The following is a 17,798-nucleotide window of genomic DNA, read 5'->3' as shown; positions in this document are numbered from 1 at the left end:
TCAATATGATTGTTGCGCTGGCGAACAAAAGTCGGATACATCAACAGCGTCTGTTAGAAATTGCACAAAGATAGCTTTGCCATGGATAATTGGGATGAAGTGAGAACCGCATATCAGGTCGCGCGGATGGGGACAGTCAGCGGCGCGGCCGAGGTTTTGGGCGTGCACCATGCAACAGTGATCCGCCATATCGACGCGATCGAGGCGCGGTTGGGTGTGAAACTGTTCCAGCGTCACGCGCGGGGATATACGCCAACCGAGGCGGGTGAAGACCTGTTGCGCGTGGCGCAGGCGACCGAGGATCAGTTCAACCAGCTTGTGGGTCGAATGAAGGGCCGGGGCGACGATGTCTCGGGCGAGTTGGTGGTGACCTCGCTGGCGTCGCTGGTGCCGTTGGTTGTGCCCACTCTCAGCGAGTTCCAAAAGGCCCACCCGGGGTTGATCGTGCGCTATCTGACCGGGGACCGCCTGTTTCGCCTTGAATATGGCGAGGCGCATGTTGCCATTCGCGCCGGGTCAGCGCCGGATCAGCCGGACAATGTTGTGCAGCCCTTCGTGACACAGGACGTGGGCTTGTTTGCCAGCAAGGATTACGTCGCCCGCCGGGGCAAGCCGCAAAGTGTCGAGGATTTCCCCAAACACGCCTTTGTTGGAAATGATGACGAAAACAGCCGCGCGCCGTTTTCGCAATGGCTGCGGGCCAACGCCCCGGCCGAGGCGCTGACATTCAGGTGCTCGAACAACTTCACCGTGGCCGAGGCCGTTCGGGCCGGGGCCGGGATCGGGTTCATGGCCCGATGGGAGGCTGCCAGATACCCGGATCTTGAGGAAGTGATGGACAGCCTGCCCGAATGGTCGGGCAAACTGTGGCTGGTCACCCATGTCGATCTGCACCGCACGACCAAGGTGCAGGCGTTCCTGTCCTTCCTGAAGGAACAGTCGCGGACCTGGCTGCCATGACGCCGCAAGCCCGTGGCCATCTGGCCATGTTGTGCTTTTCGGCGCTGGTAGCAGGCAGCTTCTCGCTGGGGTCGATGATCGCGAATGAGATCGCCCCAGCTGCGTTGAACGCGGTGCGCTTTGCGATTGCGGCGGTAGTAATTGGGATTGCTGCCTATGCCACGACCGGTGTGCCACGTTCCGCCACGCAGGCCCCGTGGCGCTATTTGGTTCTGGGCGGTCTGTTCGCCACCTATTTTGTCCTGATGTTCTACGGTCTGCAGACCGCTCCGCCGGTTAGTGCTGCCGCCGTGTTCACGCTGACGCCGGTCGTCTCGGCCATTGCTGGGTGGGTGTTGCTGCGGCAGGTCACAACCCCGCGGATGGCTTTGGCCCTGTCCGTCGGGGCGGTCGGCGCATTGTGGGTGATTTTTCGCGCCGACTGGCAGTTGTTCCGGGCTTTCCAGATCGGGGTGGGTGAGGTCATCTATTTCGTGGGCTGCGTCGCCCACGCAATCTATACACCCATGGTCCGCAAGCTGAACCGGGGCGAACCGGCAGTGGTGTTCACCTTTGGCACCCTGCTGGCCGGGTGCGTCCTGCTGACGGCCTTCGGCTGGTCGGATATTATCAGCACCAATTGGTCCAGCCTGCCGGGCATCGTCTGGATCGGCTTGCTGTACCTGTCCTTCTTTGCAACGGCAGCCAGCTTCGTTCTGGTCCAGTTTGCGGCGCTGAGGCTGCCCTCGGCCAAAGTCATGGCGTATACCTATTTGGTGCCCAGTTGGGTTATCCTGTGGGAGATTGCGTTGGGCAACGGTGTGCCGACCGGGCTGATCGTGGTGGGCATTGCCCTGACAGTTCTGGCCCTTCTCTTGCTTCTGAAAGAGGAAGTCCCCGAACCGGCATCCCTTCGGCGCAGTGCAGATTGACGCTTGTGTTCCTATCAGCTTCTGGCAGCATCCTATCGGCCAAAACGAAAACGAGGGCAGGGCAATGAAGCCATTTCTGACGGGCGCAGTTTTGATCGCACTGGGCGCTTGTACGCAAAACAACTTGCAGGGCTCCGGCGACGAGACATCTCTGCAAGCCAGTTGCGAGGCGTTGGTCTCTGCCGAAAGCGGCACGCGTATTGATGACGTCAAGGCGCTGGAAACACAGCCCGACCCACGGGGCTCCGTTACAGCGGTTACTGTTGCCGGGCAAAGCCGCCCATGGACGTGTTCGGCGGACCCAACAGGCGTCATTTACAGCGTCATACCCGGCTGAATGCGGTTCGGCTGTGTTGTTCGCCAAGAGGGCGAACAGCCCCTCCGTTGAGGCAGATCAAGGCTAAAACGGGGCATGTCTTCTATACTTTTCACAAGGAAGAGGAGGACGAAATGTTTAGTCACATCATGATCCCCGTTGATCTTCATTTACCGCCCGAAGTGCATAAAGCCGTTGCTGTGGCGGGTGAGATGGCCAAATGGCAAAACGCACGTGTGACCCTTGTCAGCGTGACTGGTACCCAACCCGGTGATGTCACCGCATCGGACGCCTCTATCGCCAAGGACCTTGCGGCTTTGGCAGATGACCTGTCGGCCAAAAGCGGTGCAGAGGTCGGCACTAAGAACATCCATTCAGTCGATGTTGCGGTCGAAGTTGATGGGGATCTGACGCGTGCAGCCGAAGAGATTGGCGCCGATCTGATCGTTGTGGGGACACACGCGCCTCGGATCACGGACTATATCTTCTCAAGCCATGCCGGGTATCTGGCGAAACACGCCAAAGTGTCCGTATTTGTCGTCAGGTAGCCGAGTCATCCGCGCCATCCGTCGCGGGCAGTTCGACCTCAAGAAACCGCTCGAACGCGTCCAGGTTCACCGGTTCGAATTGTCCGAACCCCTGCATCCAGACTGAGGCCGTCCGCAAGGCGTCGGGCTCCAGCTTGCACCACTTCACCCGCCCGCGCTTTTCCTGAGAGATCAGCCCGGCCTTGGTCAGAATGACCAGGTGTTTCGAGATCGCGGCCAGCGACATCTCGAACGGTTCGGCCACGTCGGTGACGGCCATGTCATCCTCAAGCAACATCGCAAGGATGGTGCGCCGGGTCGGGTCAGCCAAGGCGGCGAATACGGTGTCGAGGTCGTCGGACATGATCCCGCTGAACCACAGCGCCGGAGTTTGGTCAACCATTTGGTTGAATATGTGGATTCAGGGTGATTTCGTATTGCCCACCTTTTGACTTGCGATTTACCTGCACCTTCCCAGCAGAAATGCCGAATGAAAACAGGAGTTTATCCTGCGGCAATTCGGGCGCTCAACACCGTTGACTCTGTGCCCTGCGCCCCTTAGCACCTAGCCCCAAGACTGTGCGAGGAAAACGCCCGTGACCGATGACGACCAAAAGCAGCGTATGGCGCAGCTGGAGGCTAAGATCGACGCGGCGAAAAAGGCGAAACAGCCCAAGCCTCGTGCGGATGCTGACGTGTCCGGGGGCGAGCTTGCCTGGAGGATGGTCATCGAAATGGTATCCGGTCTGGGGATCGGATTTGGCATCGGATACGGGCTGGACAGCCTGTTCGGGACGATCCCGATCTTTCTGGTGCTGTTCACATTGCTGGGCCTTGTCGCGGGCGTGAAGGTTATGCTCCGCAGCGCGAAAGAGGTTCAAGAGAAACAAGCGGCGGCTGAGGCGGCCGAGAAGGACGAGAGGGACTGAACGTGGCAACTGAGACCACCGCAGCAGAAGGCAGCAGCCTGGTTTTCCACCCGATGGATCAGTTCATCGTTAAGCCGTTGTTCGGTGACGGTGCGGTGGGCATGTTCACGATCACCAACGTGACGCTGTGGCTGTTCCTTGCGATCGTGGCCATCATTCTGCTGCTGATCGTGCCGACCTCGAAGCGCGCGATTGTTCCGACCCGGATGCAGTCGGTCGCAGAACTGGCCTATGGCTTCATCTACAAGATGCTGGAAGACATCTGCGGCAAGGAAGGCGTCAAGTACTTCCCCTATGTGATGACTCTGTTCATGTTCATCGTCTGCGCGAACTTCCTGGGCATGATCCCCATGTCCTTCACCACAACGTCGCATTTCGCCGTGACCATCCCGCTGGCGCTGTCGGTCTTCCTGACCGTGACCGTGCTGGGCTTTGTCAAGAACGGCGCAGGCTTCCTGAGCCTGTTCTGGGTGTCCAGCGCCCCGCTGGCGCTGCGTCCCATTCTGGCGATCATCGAGCTGATCTCGTACTTCGTGCGCCCGGTCAGCCACTCCATTCGTCTTGCTGGTAACGTCATGGCAGGCCACGCTGTTATCAAGGTGTTCGCAGGCTTTGCCGCGATTGCCGCGATTTCGCCCGTGTCCGTTCTGGCGATCACCGCAATGTATGGCCTTGAGGTCCTCGTGTCCTTCATTCAGGCCTACGTTTTCACCATTCTGACCTGTGTTTACCTGAAGGACGCTCTGCATCCGCATCACTAAAGATGGGTGAAATCACCCATCCTACGCAGGAACGATAACCCAACATCGAAACTTCCAATTCGTAAGGAGATACATCATGGAAGGCGATCTCGCACACATCGGCGCAGGCCTGGCAGCAATCGGTTCCGGCGCAGCCGCAATCGGGGTGGGCAACGTTGCAGGCAACTTCCTGGCCGGCGCCCTGCGCAACCCTTCGGCGGCTGCTTCGCAGACCGCAACCCTGTTCATCGGTATCGCGTTCGCAGAAGCCCTGGGGATCTTCGCATTCCTGGTCTCGCTGCTGCTGATGTTCGCCGTATAATCTGCGGAACCTGATCCTTACGCGCAGGTGGGCCCAAGCCATAGCGGCCCACCTGTTGTAAAGACAAGTTTCCGACGGAGGATATCATGGCGACTGAACCCATTACTAAAGAGGTAGCCGGCTCGTGCGTCGACTCCTATGGCTCTGCCATCGGGATGCCGCAGCTCTGCTTCGATTGGTTCCCCAACCAGATTTTCTGGCTGGTCATTACGCTGGTCGTCATCTTTCTGGTCCTGTCCCGCGTGGCCTTGCCCCGCATCGCGGCAATCCTGGCTGAACGTCAGGGGACCATTACAAATGACCTGGCTGCGGCCGAAGATCTGAAGGCCAAGGCGGTCGAGGCTGAAGAGGCCTATAACAAGGCGCTGGCCGATGCCCGTTCTGAGGCACAGCGTATCGCAGCGGAAGCCCGCGCCGAAATCCAGGCTGGTCTGGACGACGCGATTGCCAAGGCGGATGCGGAAATCGCTGCAAAGGCGGCTGAATCGGAAAAGGCAATTGCCGACATCCGTGCCGGTGCGCTGGAAAGCATTCAAGTGGTTGCCAAGGATACGGCGGCTGAACTGGTCACAGCACTGGGCGGCGAGGCGGATGCCAAAGCCATCGACGGTGCCGTTGACGCGCAGATGAAAGGATAAGTGACATGCGGAACACTCTTGCCCTTATCCTGACCTTCGGTGCCGCAAGCCCGGCGCTGGCCGCAAGCGGCCCGTTCTTCTCGCTTGGCAATACAGACTTTGTCGTCACTCTGGGCTTCATCGTCTTCATCGCGGTCCTGTTCTACTTCAAGGTCCCCGGCATGATCGGTGGCGCGCTGGACAACCGGGCCGAGGGCATCAAGTCCGAACTGGACGAAGCCCGCGCCCTGCATGAAGAAGCGCGCAGCCTGCTGGCCTCGTACGAGCGTAAGCAGCGCGAAGTGCAGACGCAGGCGGATGCCATCGTGGCTGCGGCCAAGGATGACGCGGCGCTGGCAGCAGAGCAAGCCAAGGTCGATCTGGAGAAATCCATCGCGCGCCGTCTGGCGGCCGCACAGGACCAGATCGCGTCGGCTGAGGCTTCGGCTGTGAAGGAAGTGCGCGATCAGGCCATCACCGTTGCTGTCTCGGCAGCTAACGCTGTGCTGGCCAAGCAGATGACCGCTGCTCAGGCGAACAAGCTGATCGATGCGGCCATTGCTGACGTGGGCGAAAAGCTGCACTGACAATTGCCTATCCCGAATTAAGAAAACCCGGCGCAGTCGCCGGGTTTTTTTGTTTCAGGTGCCCAAAGCGGTTGGCGCGTCTAGGCCTGACCCGTCTCATGCGCCAGGCGTTGCTGTGCAATCGCCTCGTTGCGTTCGGCCTTTTGCTGATCCTTCATGCAGCGCTCGACGAAATCCAGATGCTGTTCGACCGCCAAACGGGTGGCCTCGGGATCCCGAGCTTGCAGGGCTGTGTTGATCGCGCGGTGCTGGTCCAGAATGGCCTCACGCGTGGCACGTTGCTGAAACATCATCTGACGGTTGTAGAACACGCCCTGCCGCAGCAGATCGTACATCGACCGCATCATGTGCAGCATGACCACGTTATGGCTGGCCTCAATAATGGCCATATGAAAATCGGCGTCCAGCTTGGCTTCTTCTTCGGCGGCGTTGCGGTCATGGGCGGCGACCATCCGGTCGAAAATGGTCTGAACCACCTTGAGGTCGCTGGTGGACCCAAGCCGCGCTGCGCGCTCGGCGGCCAGCCCCTCCATATCCCGGCGGAAGGACAGATAGTCGAACACTGCCTCGTCATGGCTGCTGAACAACCGGATCAGGGCAGGGGAAAAAGCCGAGCCCAGAACTTCGGCCACATAGATCCCGGATCCGGCCTTTGCGGTCAGCAACCCTTGGTCCTGCAGATCGGAAATGGCATCCCGCAAAGATGGGCGGGACACGCCCATGCGCTCGGCCAGTTCCCGCTCCGACGGCAGACGCTCGCCGGGGCGCAGGATGCCGCGCAGGATGAGCAATTCGATCTGCCGGACAACGGCAATCGACAGCTTTTCGGTCTGAACTTTTTGAAAGGGCATATACACGTCCGAAATTGGTCAAAACATATGACCACATTGGGGGTCCGGGTTCAAGAAGGACAGTTTCACTTTGATTGAAACATTAGGTCAGCATTGTTGACTTTAATACTGTTCTGCATAGGCTGCCCGAATTGAGATCGGAGGAGCCTCATGACCGCGCAGACCCTGTTCGCCACCCGTACATCCAGAATGAAAGCGTCCGAGATACGGGAATTGCTGAAACTGCTGGACCAGCCCGGCATCATCTCATTCGCTGGTGGAATCCCCGATCCGGCCCTGTTCCCGGCAGATGCGTTTTTGCAGGCGTTCCAGGCAGCGCTTGGGCCGGACACTCAGGCGCAGGCGCTGCAATACTCGGTCAGCGAAGGCTATGCGCCGCTGCGCGAGTGGCTGGTCCGCCATATGCGGGAGATCGGGGTCGAGTGCGAGGTCGACAACATCCTGATCACCTCGGGCTCGCAACAGGCGCTGGACTATCTTGGTAAGCTGTTCCTGTCGCCGGGCGATACGGCCCTGGTCGGATGGCCGACCTATCTTGGGGCTTTGGCAGCTTTCAACGCCTATGAGCCGCGGTTTGACCGGCTCAGCATCAACGGCAATCGCGGTGCTGGGGAATATCGTGAGGCGGCCGGGGACGGGGCGGTCAAGTTCGCCTATCTGTCACCGGATTTCTCGAACCCGACCGGAGAGACGGTTGATTTGCACGGGCGCGAGGCGCTGCTGGACCTGGCCGAAGAACTGGAATGCGCGGTGATCGAGGATGGGGCTTATCAGGCCCTGCGTTATGATGGCGAGGCTATTCCACCGGTTCTGGCGCTGGAACTTGCGCAGAAAGGAACGATTGAAAACTGCCGCACGATCTATTGCGGCAGCTTTTCGAAAACACTGTCGCCGGGATTGCGGATGGGCTGGGTGGTCGCTGCCAAGCCGGTCATCTCGCAGATGGTGCTGATGAAACAGGCCGCTGATCTGCACTCGGCCACCATCAACCAGATGGCCGTGCATCAGGTGGCCGAGGCGTGTTTCGACACCCATATCCCCAAGGTCCGCGCAACCTATCAGGCGCGGCGCGATGCGATGCTGGCCGCCTTGCAGCAGCACATGCCGGATGGCGTGGTCTGGACCCGGCCCGAGGGCGGCATGTTCATCTGGGTCACGCTTCCGGTGGGCACAGACGGGTCCGACCTGCTGGCGCGTGCGTTGGCGACCGAGAAAGTGGCGTTTGTGCCCGGTCAGGCGTTCTTTCCGGACGGCAGCGGGGCCAATACCATCCGGCTGAGCTTTTCCAATTCGGATGAGGCAACGATCCGCGAAGGTATTCGCAGGTTGGGCAACGTGCTGCGGGCCTGACGCGGAAAGGGTCTGTTAACCAATTTACTGCAACCCTGCGGCATGATCCGGTATCTCGCCCTCTTTCTGCTTGCGGCCTGTTCGGCTGGCACGCCCCATTTTCGCAACGTCCCTGCCACGCGCGTTGCCGTAAACGGCAGTGTGTTTGACGTGCGCGTGCGCGGCGAACTGGCCGAGGCGGTCCGCGTCAACGCGCAATACGCCCCACGCCTTGGCCCAATCCGGGATCGTGCAGCGCTGGCCATGGCGCAGGTGTCGGGTTGCCCGATCCTGGATGTGCTGGGCGATGCGGCGGTGACGGTCGGCGTTTTGGGTTGCGACCGCGAGGCGGGGGAGCGGTTGCTGCTGACCGCCATCTCGCGACCCAATTACGAATGTATCAACTATGGCGCGTCCAGCGGCTATGCCTACGAAGTGTTCGAGTGTACGCCATATTGAGAACTGCGCTTATTTGCGTATTTCGGCAAGATATTGTGGATAAGTCGGGCCAATATCCCATATCCTGCGCAATCACGTTGACACCTCGCCCCTCCGTTGCGCAGACTTCCTGACAACAGGAATCAAGGGACTCGTCGCTTTTGCGCTTTAGCAAACTCAAACTGACCGGCTTCAAAAGCTTTGTTGATCCGACCGATCTGATCATCGCGGACGGGCTGACCGGTGTGGTGGGGCCGAACGGCTGCGGCAAGTCCAACCTGCTTGAGGCTCTGCGCTGGGTCATGGGCGAAAACCGCCCCAAATCCATGCGCGGCGGCGCGATGGAGGATGTGATCTTTGCCGGTGCCGCCACGCGTCCGGCGCGCAATTTCGCCGAAGTGGTCCTGACCATGGACAACTCAGAACGCCTCGCGCCCTCGGGGTTCAACGACAGCGATCAGCTTGAGATCGTGCGCCGCATCACCCGCGATGTGGGCAGTGCCTACAAGACAAACGGCAAGGACGTGCGGGCGCGTGACGTGCAGATGCTGTTCGCCGACGCCTCGACCGGGGCGCATTCCCCGGCGCTGGTGGGGCAGAACCGCATTGCCGAACTGATCAACGCCAAGCCCCGCGCCCGCCGCCGCATTCTTGAGGAGGCTGCGGGAATCTCCGGCCTTTATCAGCGCCGGCACGAGGCCGAGTTGAAGCTGAAAGGGACCGAGACCAACCTGACCCGTGTCGATGACGTGCTGGAACAGTTGGGCGCGCAACTGGCGCAGCTGGCGCGTCAGGCCCGTCAGGCCGCGCGGTATCGTGAAATTGGCGAGCAATTGCGGCAGGCCGAGGGGATGTTGCTGTATCGCCGCTGGAAAGAGGCCGACATGGCCCGCCAGCAGGCCGAGGAAAAGCTACGCGAGCGCCTGACCGAAGCGTCCCGGGCCGAGGCCGAAGCCCGCGCCGCAGCCGCCAAACGCGCCGAGATCGAAGAGACCTTGCCACCCCTGCGCGAGGAAGAAGCCATCGCCGCCGCCGTCCTGCAACGCCAGCAGGTGCAGCGCGATCAGCTTTCGGATCAGGAGACCCGCGCGCGCCAGACCATCGAGACGCTGACCAACCGGATCAGGCAACTGGGCAACGATATCGAGCGCGAGGCCGGTCTGAACCGCGACGCGGGTGAGATGATCGAGCGTTTGGAATGGGAAGCCCGCGAACTGGCCAAGGCCGCCGAGGGGCATGACGACAAGGTCTCTGAGGCCGCTGAGATTGCGCGCGAGGCCGCATCGGTGCTGCAGGACCGCGAGGATCACCTGTCACAGCAGACCGAGGATATGGCCCGCCTTGTCGCGCGTCACCAGTCCGCGCAGCGTCTGGTCGAGGACAGCCGCAAGACATTGGCCCGGTCGGAAGCCGAAGAGGACAAGGCCCGCTCGGCAGTTGCTGACGCCAAATCGGCCCTGACTCGGGCCAGCGAGGCGTTCGAGTCTGCGCAAGAGGGCGAAGAAGAGGCCCGCGAAGCGGCTGAAGCCGCCGAAGAGGCCTTGGCCGCCGCAGATGAGTTGCGCAACGACACCCAGGCGCGTGAGGCCGAGGCCCGTGCGCAACGGTCCGAGGCTGAGGGCGAGCTGGGCGCAATTCGCGCCGAGACGTCGGCGCTGGCCAAACTGGTCGAACGAGATACAGCCGAGGGCGGGCAAGTGCTGGACCTGCTGCGTGTTGAGCCGGGCTACGAAAAAGCTCTGGGCGCGGCATTGGCCGATGATTTGCGTGCTCCGTTGGTGGATGGAGATGGCCCGTCGGGCTGGGTGCAGGTTGCGGGATATGACGCAGACCAACCACTGCCGGAAGGTGCTGAGCCGCTGGCGCTGCATGTATCCGGCCCCGATCGTCTCAGCCGCCGGATTGCTCAGATCGGGCTGGTTGATGCGGATCAGGGTGCGCGGTTGCAGGCATCATTGCAGCCGGGTCAACGGCTGGTATCGCGCTCGGGCGATCTGTGGCGCTGGGACGGATTCCGTGCCTGGGCCGAGGATGCGCCAAGTGCGGCGGCCCTGCGGCTGGAACAGCTCAACAAGCTGGAGGCGCTGAAACAGGAACTGGCCCGGACCGAGGCGCAGGCCGATGGTGCCCGCGCTGCGCATGAGGCGCTGTCGCAGCAACTGGCTGATGTGACAGAGGCCGACCGCCGCGCACGCGAAGCCCGTCGTGCCGCCGACCAGCGCATGGCCGAAACCGCCCGCTTGCTCAGCCGGGCCGAGGCCGACCGCAATCTGGCACAGGGCAAGCTGGAAACACTGACGCTGGCCGTGGACCGCCACAAAGAAGACGCCATGTCGGCCCGCGCACAGCTGCGCGAAGCTGAGGGCGCGCTGACTGGTCTGGGTGACCTCGATAGCGCCCGTGCGCAGGTTGAAGATATCAAGCAGACGGTCGAAGCGGCGCGGATCACCATGCTGACCCACCGGTCCTCCCATGACGAGTTGCGCCGTGAGGGTGAGGCGCGAACGCGTCGCAGTCAGGAGGTGACGAAAGACCTCAGCGGGTGGAAGCACCGGTTGGAGACCGCCGAAAAGCGTATCTCGGAATTGGCCGAACGCAAGGAAAGTTCGGAAGAGGAACTGACCGAGGCCATGGCCGCCCCCGGCGAGATCGCCGAGGCGCGTGAGGAACTGAACGAGCTGATCGAAACCGCCGAGGCCCGCCGCGCCGAGGCCGCCGACAAGCTGGCCGAGGCCGAGACCCAGCAGCGCGAAGTTGTGCTGGCCGAGCGTGAGGCCGAGCGACTGGCCTCAGAGGCGCGGGAAACTCGCGCTGCAGCCGAGGCGCGTTGCGATGCGGCCAAGGAAAGCGTTGTCGCCGCAGCAGAGCGGATTGCCGAGGATCAGCAACTGACGCCAAACCAACTGTTGAACCAGTTGGACGTGAACCCGGACCAGATGCCCGCCGCCGACGCACTTGAGGCCGAGGTAAACCGCCACAAGCGCCAGCGCGACGCGATGGGCGCGGTGAACCTGCGCGCCGAAGAGGATGCCAAGGAAGTTCAGGAAGAATTCGACACCCTGAACGGCGAAAAGGCCGATCTGGAAGAGGCCATCAAGGCCCTGCGCAGCGGCATCGCCAGCCTCAACCGCGAAGGCCGCGAACGGCTGCTGACCGCGTTTGAGCAGGTGAACTCGAACTTCGCCATGCTGTTCAAGCACCTGTTTGGCGGTGGCGAGGCCAATCTGGTCATGGTCGAAAGCGACGATCCGCTGGATGCGGGGCTTGAGATCATGTGCCAGCCGCCGGGTAAAAAGCTCTCGACCCTCAGCCTGCTGTCGGGTGGCGAACAGACCCTGACCGCGACGGCGCTGATCTTTGGCGTCTTTCTGGCCAACCCCGCCCCGATCTGCGTTCTGGACGAGGTCGACGCGCCGCTTGACGACGCCAACGTCACCCGCTTCTGCGACCTGCTGGACGAGATGTGCCGCCAGACCGACACGCGGTTCCTGATCATCACCCACCACGCGGTAACGATGGCGCGGATGGACCGGCTGTTCGGTGTGACCATGCAGGAACAGGGCGTCAGCCAACTGGTCTCGGTCGATCTGAAGAAGGCCGAGCAGATGGTCGCCTGACCGCTCACCGCAACGTTATGAACGTTGCGAAGATATCGGGCTAACTTGGGCGCATGAGACGTATTCTGATCCTTGCCCTGCTATTGGCCAGCCCGCTTGCGGCGGCTGAATGGCCAACCAAACCCGGCGACGTCCCCCTCAGCCCCGAGGAACTGGACGCATTGGCGGGCCGCACGCTGACCTTTTACGATGACGGTCAATCCAAGTTTTCGGCGGGCGGGGCGTATTCCTACACCTATGCCAGCGGAGAATCGGCCTTCGGCACCTACAGCATCGCCGAGGATGGCAGCGTCTGCATTGCCTATCGTAATGGATTCAGCCGGTGTGATTTGTACGTGCGCAGTGGAGATCGATTAATTCTGATAGATGAGAAGGGGGATCGGTATCCGGTGCGGCCGGAGTGATAGTCGGCAATGTGGTCAGCCTTTAACCACCATGCAAATAGGTCGTCTCTTTAGTTTGAACGCTAAACTTGTCAGACTGACGAGATACTTGCCTGACATCTGCCCATCGAAGGACTTGATCTGTGACTGAAGACACCGACACACGGCTCGCACTTGGAAAAAAACGAGGATCGCATGGTCGCCAGCAGGATGACGGCGTTCTTGTCATTCGCACCATTGCGATGCCCGCTGACACCAACCCGGCGGGTGACATTTTCGGTGGGTGGTTGATGTCGCAAATGGATCTGGCTGCGGGCAATATGGCGGCGCGCGTGGCACAGGGACGAACAGCGACGGTATCGGTCGAAGCAATGCAGTTCCTGCAACCGGTCAAGGTTGGGGATGAAGTGACGCTTTACGCAACGCTGGTTAAAATTGGTCGCACATCCATGCGTGTGCATGTGGATGTCTGGGCACGCCCGAGACAATCCCACAATGGTCAAAAGGTAACCGACGCGGATTTCGTATTTGTTGCTTTGGACGATACAGGTGCACCGCGACCTGTCTTTGAAAGCGATCAAGGCGATTAATGGGCTACAACTTCCCCAACAACTCCGCCGTCGGCCAAGCATCCGCGGGCAATCCCAGCCGCACCTGTTCCGCCTGAACGGCTGACCGCGTTCCTGCGCCCAGAATGCCGTCGATCTTGCCGACGTCATGCCCGCGCGCCTGTAGCTTGGTCTGTAGCTGTTTCATCTGAGCATCCGACAGGCCCGGTGTCGGGTTGCCCGCGTTGTATATCTGGCCGCCTTCCAGACGGGTGCCGAAATAGGCGGCGGTCAGGACGTAGACGAAGCTTTGGTTCCATTCGAAATAGACGTCGAAATTCGGATAGGCCAGAAAGGCAGGCCCCTTGTGGCCCTGCGGCAGGATCAGTGAGGCGGGCAGGTCGGCCAAAGATCCGCCGCGTGCCTCGATGCCCATCGCCTGCCACTCGGCCACCGAACGCGGTTTGCCGGGGCCTGACAGGGACCAGTCCATCTGCGCGGGCACGGTGACTTCCTGCAACCAGGGCTGGCCGGGTTGCCAGCCCAGATGGGACAGCATCTTGCCCCCGGACATCAGCGCATCGGGGGCCGAGGTCTTGAGCGAAACCTGACCGTCCCCATCCCCGTCTACACCATTGTCCAGAATGTCCTGCGGCAGCATCTGAACCATACCGATCTCGCCGGCCCAGGCTCCGGTGGTGCGCTGCGGGTCGAAATTGCCCTGGCGGAACAGCTCGATCGCCGCGAAGATCTGTGGGCGGAACAGATCGGGGCGGCGGCAGTCATGGGCCAGGGTCACCAGCGCGTTACGGGTGTTGAAATCGCCCTGCACCGCGCCGTAATCGGTTTCGAACGCCCAGAAGGCCAGCAACACGCCGCGCGAGACACCGTATTCCCGCTCGATCCGGTCAAACACGGCCTCGTATTTGCGCGACATGGACTGGCCGCGGTCAATCCGGTTTTGCGAGATCAGGCGGCGCGAGAAATCAATGAAAGGCATCTGGAACACGCCCTGCGCCCGGTCAGCCCGCAGCACAGCGCCGTCCTGCTGAACGCCCTGAAAGAACGCATCGACGGTGCCCTGATCAAAACCCTTCTGCACCGCTTCGGTTTTCAGGCCGCCCACGAACTGGCTGAACCCGCCACCGCATTGGGCAAAAGCGGGTGCCGAAAACAAGGCGGCGGCGAACAGGGAAGGCAACAAGCGCATAAGGTGTCCTTTAGAAAATCAGCGTGACCCCAACCCACACTGACACGAGGCCGAGTGCAAGCCCCCAGACGGACCACAGCATACGGCATGCGCGGAAAACCTCTGCCGCGCCGATCTCGCGCCTTGCATTCCCGTTCACCCAGGCCAGATCGCGCAATTGCCCGTGATAGCTGCGGGGTCCGGCCAAGGCGATGTCCAGCGCGCGTGCCATTGCCGCTTCGGGCCATCCGGCATTGGGTGAGATATGGCGGCGCGCGTCCGCGATGATCTCGGTCCAGCGGGACCATTGGCCCGAAAGTGCGACGATCATCAGGCAGGTCAGTCGCGCCGGGATCAGATTCAGCAGATCGTCAAACCGGGCCGAGGCCCAGCCGAAGTCGCGATAGGTTTCGTTTCGGTACCCGATCATGCTGTCTGCGGTGTTGACGGCCTTGTAGATCAGCAGCCCCGGCAGCCCCCCGATCAGGAACCAGAAAGCAGGCGCAATGACGCCGTCGCTCAGGTTCTCGGCGGCGCTTTCGATGGCTGACCGCGCGACCTGAGCCTCGGTCATGTCGGAGATATCGCGCGAGACGATCATGGCGACTGTGGCGCGCCCTTCGGTGATCGAGTCAAGCAACCCGTCGCCCACGGCGCGGACATGGGCAACCAGCGAGTTCTGGGCCAGAAGGATCGCACAAATCACGACCTCGACCACCGGTCCCAGCAAGGCCAGAAGCCAGCCCAACGCCCCGGCGATACCGACCAGCAGAACCAGCGCGATCACGCCCTTGAGGCGTTTGTTTCCGCCCTGGTTCAGGCGTTTGTCGAGTTGGCCGACCCCATTGCCCATAAGCACCGCAGGATGACGCAGGCGCGACCACAGCCAATCAGGCTCACCCAACGCTGCGTCCAGACACAGGGCGCAGGCCAGCAGCAGCGCTGCGCTCATAACGCGGCGTCCAGCCGGGACCAGCCGTCCGAGGGGGGCAGGCCGAGGCGCAGATAGGTTTTGGAATAGGGGAAGATGCGGCTCCAGATATGAGCCTGAGCCAGACGGTCCTGCCAGACGTGCGCATCATCAACATTATAGAGACGGAACAGGGACGTTCCGCTCACCAGCTTGGCCCCTTTGCTTGTCAGCATTGTGTCCAGACGGGCTGCCTCCTGCGCCAGTCTGGTTCGGGTTTGCGCGGCCCAAGCCTCGTCCTGCAAGGCGCGTGTGCCGATGCGCAGGGCGGGGCCGGATACCGCCCATGGCCCGGTCAGATCGTTCAACCTGGCAATTGTGTCAGGTTGACCAATGGCAAAACCCAGGCGCAGCCCGGCCAGCCCCCAGAATTTGCCAAAGCTCTTCAGAACAATGATACCGGGACGAGATGCCAAATGGATCAAGGAAGCTTCGGGGATTACGTCGCAAAAGCTTTCGTCGATCACTGTCAGGGGGGCGTTGGCGTCGGCCTCCTGCCAAAGCCGCCCGTCCGGGTTGTTGGGGTGCACGATGACGCGGGCCTCAGCCGGGGCATCCGCATGCACCTGCCAGCCTTGTGCGGAAAAGGCGGCGGCGTGTTCGTTATAGGTTGGCGTCGTGATCTGAACCCGACCGGGCGCGGCAAGTGCGGGCAGGCGCGCGATTACGGCTGACGCTCCGGGCGCGGGCAGAATCGCGGCGGCGTCCGGGACGGACCAAAAGCGGCGCGCGGCCTCGCTGAGCCGTTCGAACGCGCCATGATCGGGTAGTTGCGTCCAGTCTGACGCGATCAGGTCTGAGACCTGATAGGGGTGCGGGTTGATTCCGGTGGACAGATCAATCCATCCGTCCCGCGTGCCGCCATACCGCTTGATCGCATCGTCCAGCCCGCCGCCGTGGTCGCGTTTGGTGCGCGGGTTCAAATTGGTGTCAGTCATCGCGCCATAAGTCCCAAACGCCGGATTCGACCTGCTTCAAGCGGATTTTTGCCGTTTTGACAAGCAAATCCGCGTGAACAGCGCGTGTCGGCACCATCGTTAACACTTTGTTAAGGAAATCACGGGATCACAGACCATGGGGGTCGGCACCACTCACCATACCAAGTGCCGAGGTTGTTGCAAATGAAAGTTCTGATTGTTGAGAGTAACCCCGACCTTGGTCGGGTCTGGAAAAGGCATCTGGAACGACAAGGTGCCGAGGTTGAACTGGTCGCCGGGCAAGAGGCTGCGATCCTCGCGCTGTATGGCACGGCCTTTGACATCATCGTGCTGGATCTGGTGCTGGAAAGCGGCAGTGCGCTGGCCGTGGCCGATTTCGCCAGTTATCGCCGCCCCGAGGCGCGGGTGATCTTTGTCACCAACACCACGTTTTTTTCGGACGGGTCCATCTTTGCCCACAGCCCCAATGCCTGTGCCTATGTGCAAAGTGCAACGCCGCCAGAGGATCTGGCGGCGATGGTTGAACATTACGCGGCGGGTCGCTGACCACGACCATGCGGTTCCATGTAGTCCAGCGCCGGGTTCACCGGGATGATCCGGTGCGGATTGATGCTGTCATGGCTGTAGTGATAGTGCCGCACGATATGGTTCATGTTCACCGTCTGCGCAACGCCCGGCCATTGGTATAGCTCGCGGGTATAAGCCCAGAGGTTCGGATAATCGACCAGCCGCCTTTTGTTGCATTTGAAATGCAGGTGATAGACCGGATCAAAGCGGATCAGGGTGGTGAACAGGCGCCAGTCCGCCTCGGTCACGCGATCCCCCATCAGATAGCGGTTGTGGCCCAGCCGGTCCTCCAGCCAGTCCAGCGTGTCGAACAGCGGATGAACGGCGGTATCATAAGCTTCTTGCGTGGTGGCAAAGCCGGATTTGTAGACGCCGTTATTGACGTCGGAATAGATGCGGGCGTTGACCTCTTCGATGTCGTCGCGCATCGCCTCGGGCCAGTAATCATCGGTGTTTCCGGTGATCCCGTCGAAGGCGGAATTGAACATGCGGATGATTTCCGAGCTTTCGTTCGACACGATGGTTTGTTGCTGCTTGTCCCACAGGATCGGAACCGTAACGCGCCCGGAATAGCCGGGATCGGCCTTGGTATAGATCTGATGGGCGAAATCCAGACCGTAGAGGGCGTCGCCTGTTGCGCCGTGATCGTCTGTCTCAAACGTCCAGCCCTTGTCCATCATGTCAGGATGCACGACCGAGACCGGGATTAGATCGCTTAAGCCTTTTAGCTCGCGGAAGATCAGCGTGCGATGCGCCCACGGGCAGGCGTGCGAGACATAGAGGTGATAGCGGCCCGGCTCCGCCTTGAAGCCCGCCTTGCCCGACGGGCCCGCGCTGCCATCGGCGGTCAGCCAGTTGCGAAACTGCGCGGCGCTGCGTTTGAATGCCCCGCCAGTGGATTTGGTATCATACCATGTGTCGTGCCATTTTCCATCGACCAGCAGGCCCATCGCGCGTCCTCCGCATCCCAAGTGTCAGGGCAAAGATAGGGCGCAGAGGCTGCCCTTCCTATCCCAGCTTTTGCGCAACCAACCTGCGCTTGCGCACAGACAGCGCTGA

General features: G+C 61.3%; 21 protein-coding genes. 15 read left to right on the top strand and 6 right to left on the bottom strand.

Annotation, left to right across the window (positions count from 1 at the left end; genetic code table 11):
• Nucleotides 1-81 precede the first annotated feature (81 nt).
• The 4 genes from ACR0AC_RS16725 (at nt 82) to ACR0AC_RS16710 (ending at nt 2,735) form a co-directional block, all read left to right on the top strand.
• Entirely contained in the window at nt 82-960 is an 879-nt protein-coding gene (locus ACR0AC_RS16725) for a LysR family transcriptional regulator (RefSeq protein WP_170454731.1), read from the top strand.
• Nucleotides 957-1,871, top strand: a complete 915-nt coding sequence (locus ACR0AC_RS16720; RefSeq protein WP_480874920.1) for a DMT family transporter — start codon at nt 957-959, stop codon at nt 1,869-1,871. Before ACR0AC_RS16725 ends, ACR0AC_RS16720 begins: the two co-directional genes overlap by 4 nt.
• Before the next feature lie 64 nt (nt 1,872-1,935).
• On the top strand, nt 1,936-2,208 hold the full coding sequence (locus tag ACR0AC_RS16715; protein WP_480874917.1) for a hypothetical protein: 273 nt from the start codon (nt 1,936-1,938) through the stop codon (nt 2,206-2,208).
• A 113-nt stretch (nt 2,209-2,321) separates the two neighbouring features.
• Nucleotides 2,322-2,735 carry a universal stress protein gene (locus ACR0AC_RS16710; protein ID WP_480874914.1) on the top strand — a complete coding sequence of 138 codons (414 nt, stop codon included), beginning with the start codon at nt 2,322-2,324 and terminating at the stop codon, nt 2,733-2,735.
• On the opposite strand, the gene ACR0AC_RS16705 is transcribed toward ACR0AC_RS16710, so the two are convergent.
• Nucleotides 2,728-3,078 carry a metalloregulator ArsR/SmtB family transcription factor gene (locus tag ACR0AC_RS16705; RefSeq protein ID WP_170633901.1) on the bottom strand — a complete coding sequence of 117 codons (351 nt, stop codon included), beginning with the start codon at nt 3,076-3,078 and terminating at the stop codon, nt 2,728-2,730. The two genes, ACR0AC_RS16710 and ACR0AC_RS16705, sit on opposite strands and share 8 nt — an antisense overlap.
• 232 nt (nt 3,079-3,310) lie before the next feature.
• On the opposite strand from ACR0AC_RS16705, the gene ACR0AC_RS16700 reads away from it, so the two are divergent.
• From ACR0AC_RS16700 to ACR0AC_RS16680, 5 genes are all read left to right on the top strand, one after another.
• Nucleotides 3,311-3,643 (top strand): AtpZ/AtpI family protein, encoded by a 333-nt coding sequence (locus tag ACR0AC_RS16700; protein ID WP_170454720.1) that lies wholly within the window; start codon nt 3,311-3,313, stop codon nt 3,641-3,643.
• 2 nt (nt 3,644-3,645) lie between these two features.
• On the top strand, nt 3,646-4,404 hold the full coding sequence (locus ACR0AC_RS16695; protein ID WP_170454719.1) for a F0F1 ATP synthase subunit A: 759 nt from the start codon (nt 3,646-3,648) through the stop codon (nt 4,402-4,404).
• 76 nt (nt 4,405-4,480) lie between these two features.
• Nucleotides 4,481-4,705 carry a F0F1 ATP synthase subunit C gene (locus ACR0AC_RS16690; protein ID WP_005981269.1) on the top strand — a complete coding sequence of 75 codons (225 nt, stop codon included), beginning with the start codon at nt 4,481-4,483 and terminating at the stop codon, nt 4,703-4,705.
• 86 nt (nt 4,706-4,791) lie between these two features.
• Complete coding sequence (locus ACR0AC_RS16685; RefSeq protein ID WP_170454717.1) at nt 4,792-5,343, top strand: F0F1 ATP synthase subunit B'; 552 nt, start codon at nt 4,792-4,794, stop codon at nt 5,341-5,343.
• A gap of 5 nt (nt 5,344-5,348) precedes the next feature.
• Nucleotides 5,349-5,909 (top strand): F0F1 ATP synthase subunit B, encoded by a 561-nt coding sequence (locus ACR0AC_RS16680; RefSeq protein ID WP_170520225.1) that lies wholly within the window; start codon nt 5,349-5,351, stop codon nt 5,907-5,909.
• 80 nt (nt 5,910-5,989) lie between these two features.
• Here ACR0AC_RS16680 and ACR0AC_RS16675 read toward each other — a convergent pair whose 3' ends face one another.
• The gene (locus ACR0AC_RS16675; protein WP_480874910.1) at nt 5,990-6,760 is read right to left on the bottom strand and encodes a FadR/GntR family transcriptional regulator; all 771 of its coding nucleotides are present in this window, start codon (nt 6,758-6,760) and stop codon (nt 5,990-5,992) included.
• Between the two features lie 150 nt (nt 6,761-6,910).
• On the opposite strand from ACR0AC_RS16675, the gene ACR0AC_RS16670 reads away from it, so the two are divergent.
• The 5 genes from ACR0AC_RS16670 (at nt 6,911) to ACR0AC_RS16650 (ending at nt 13,117) form a co-directional block, all read left to right on the top strand.
• On the top strand, nt 6,911-8,110 hold the full coding sequence (locus tag ACR0AC_RS16670) for an aminotransferase-like domain-containing protein (RefSeq protein WP_480874907.1): 1,200 nt from the start codon (nt 6,911-6,913) through the stop codon (nt 8,108-8,110).
• A gap of 42 nt (nt 8,111-8,152) precedes the next feature.
• Nucleotides 8,153-8,548, top strand: a complete 396-nt coding sequence (locus ACR0AC_RS16665; protein WP_170454709.1) for a hypothetical protein — start codon at nt 8,153-8,155, stop codon at nt 8,546-8,548.
• 140 nt (nt 8,549-8,688) lie between these two features.
• Nucleotides 8,689-12,144 (top strand): chromosome segregation SMC family protein, encoded by a 3,456-nt coding sequence (locus tag ACR0AC_RS16660; protein ID WP_480626907.1) that lies wholly within the window; start codon nt 8,689-8,691, stop codon nt 12,142-12,144.
• A gap of 53 nt (nt 12,145-12,197) precedes the next feature.
• Nucleotides 12,198-12,548, top strand: a complete 351-nt coding sequence (locus ACR0AC_RS16655; RefSeq protein ID WP_170454704.1) for a hypothetical protein — start codon at nt 12,198-12,200, stop codon at nt 12,546-12,548.
• Nucleotides 12,549-12,769: 221 nt separating this feature from the next.
• Entirely contained in the window at nt 12,770-13,117 is a 348-nt protein-coding gene (locus tag ACR0AC_RS16650; RefSeq protein ID WP_170455039.1) for an acyl-CoA thioesterase, read from the top strand.
• 4 nt (nt 13,118-13,121) lie between these two features.
• Here the strand turns inward: ACR0AC_RS16650 and ACR0AC_RS16645 are convergent, their stop codons facing one another.
• The 3 genes from ACR0AC_RS16645 to cobD are packed head-to-tail and all read right to left on the bottom strand — an operon-like array spanning nt 13,122 to nt 16,172.
• Complete coding sequence (locus ACR0AC_RS16645) at nt 13,122-14,285, bottom strand: lytic murein transglycosylase (RefSeq protein WP_170624261.1); 1,164 nt, start codon at nt 14,283-14,285, stop codon at nt 13,122-13,124.
• 10 nt (nt 14,286-14,295) lie between these two features.
• The gene (gene cbiB, locus ACR0AC_RS16640; RefSeq protein WP_480585321.1) at nt 14,296-15,216 is read right to left on the bottom strand and encodes an adenosylcobinamide-phosphate synthase CbiB; all 921 of its coding nucleotides are present in this window, start codon (nt 15,214-15,216) and stop codon (nt 14,296-14,298) included.
• Nucleotides 15,213-16,172 carry a threonine-phosphate decarboxylase CobD gene (gene cobD / locus ACR0AC_RS16635; RefSeq protein ID WP_170624257.1) on the bottom strand — a complete coding sequence of 320 codons (960 nt, stop codon included), beginning with the start codon at nt 16,170-16,172 and terminating at the stop codon, nt 15,213-15,215. Before cobD ends, cbiB begins: the two co-directional genes overlap by 4 nt.
• Before the next feature lie 183 nt (nt 16,173-16,355).
• On the opposite strand from cobD, the gene ACR0AC_RS16630 reads away from it, so the two are divergent.
• Nucleotides 16,356-16,718 carry a response regulator gene (locus ACR0AC_RS16630; protein ID WP_170454695.1) on the top strand — a complete coding sequence of 121 codons (363 nt, stop codon included), beginning with the start codon at nt 16,356-16,358 and terminating at the stop codon, nt 16,716-16,718.
• Here the strand turns inward: ACR0AC_RS16630 and ACR0AC_RS16625 are convergent.
• Nucleotides 16,700-17,689: a glutathione S-transferase family protein gene (locus ACR0AC_RS16625; RefSeq protein ID WP_170454693.1), complete on the bottom strand. Its 990-nt coding sequence runs from the start codon at nt 17,687-17,689 to the stop codon at nt 16,700-16,702. The genes ACR0AC_RS16630 and ACR0AC_RS16625 overlap by 19 nt on opposite strands.
• Nucleotides 17,690-17,798: the final 109 nt, after the last annotated feature.

The organism is Ruegeria sp. H7, assembly GCF_056532945.1.
This window is presented reverse-complemented; position numbering and strand designations above follow the sequence as displayed.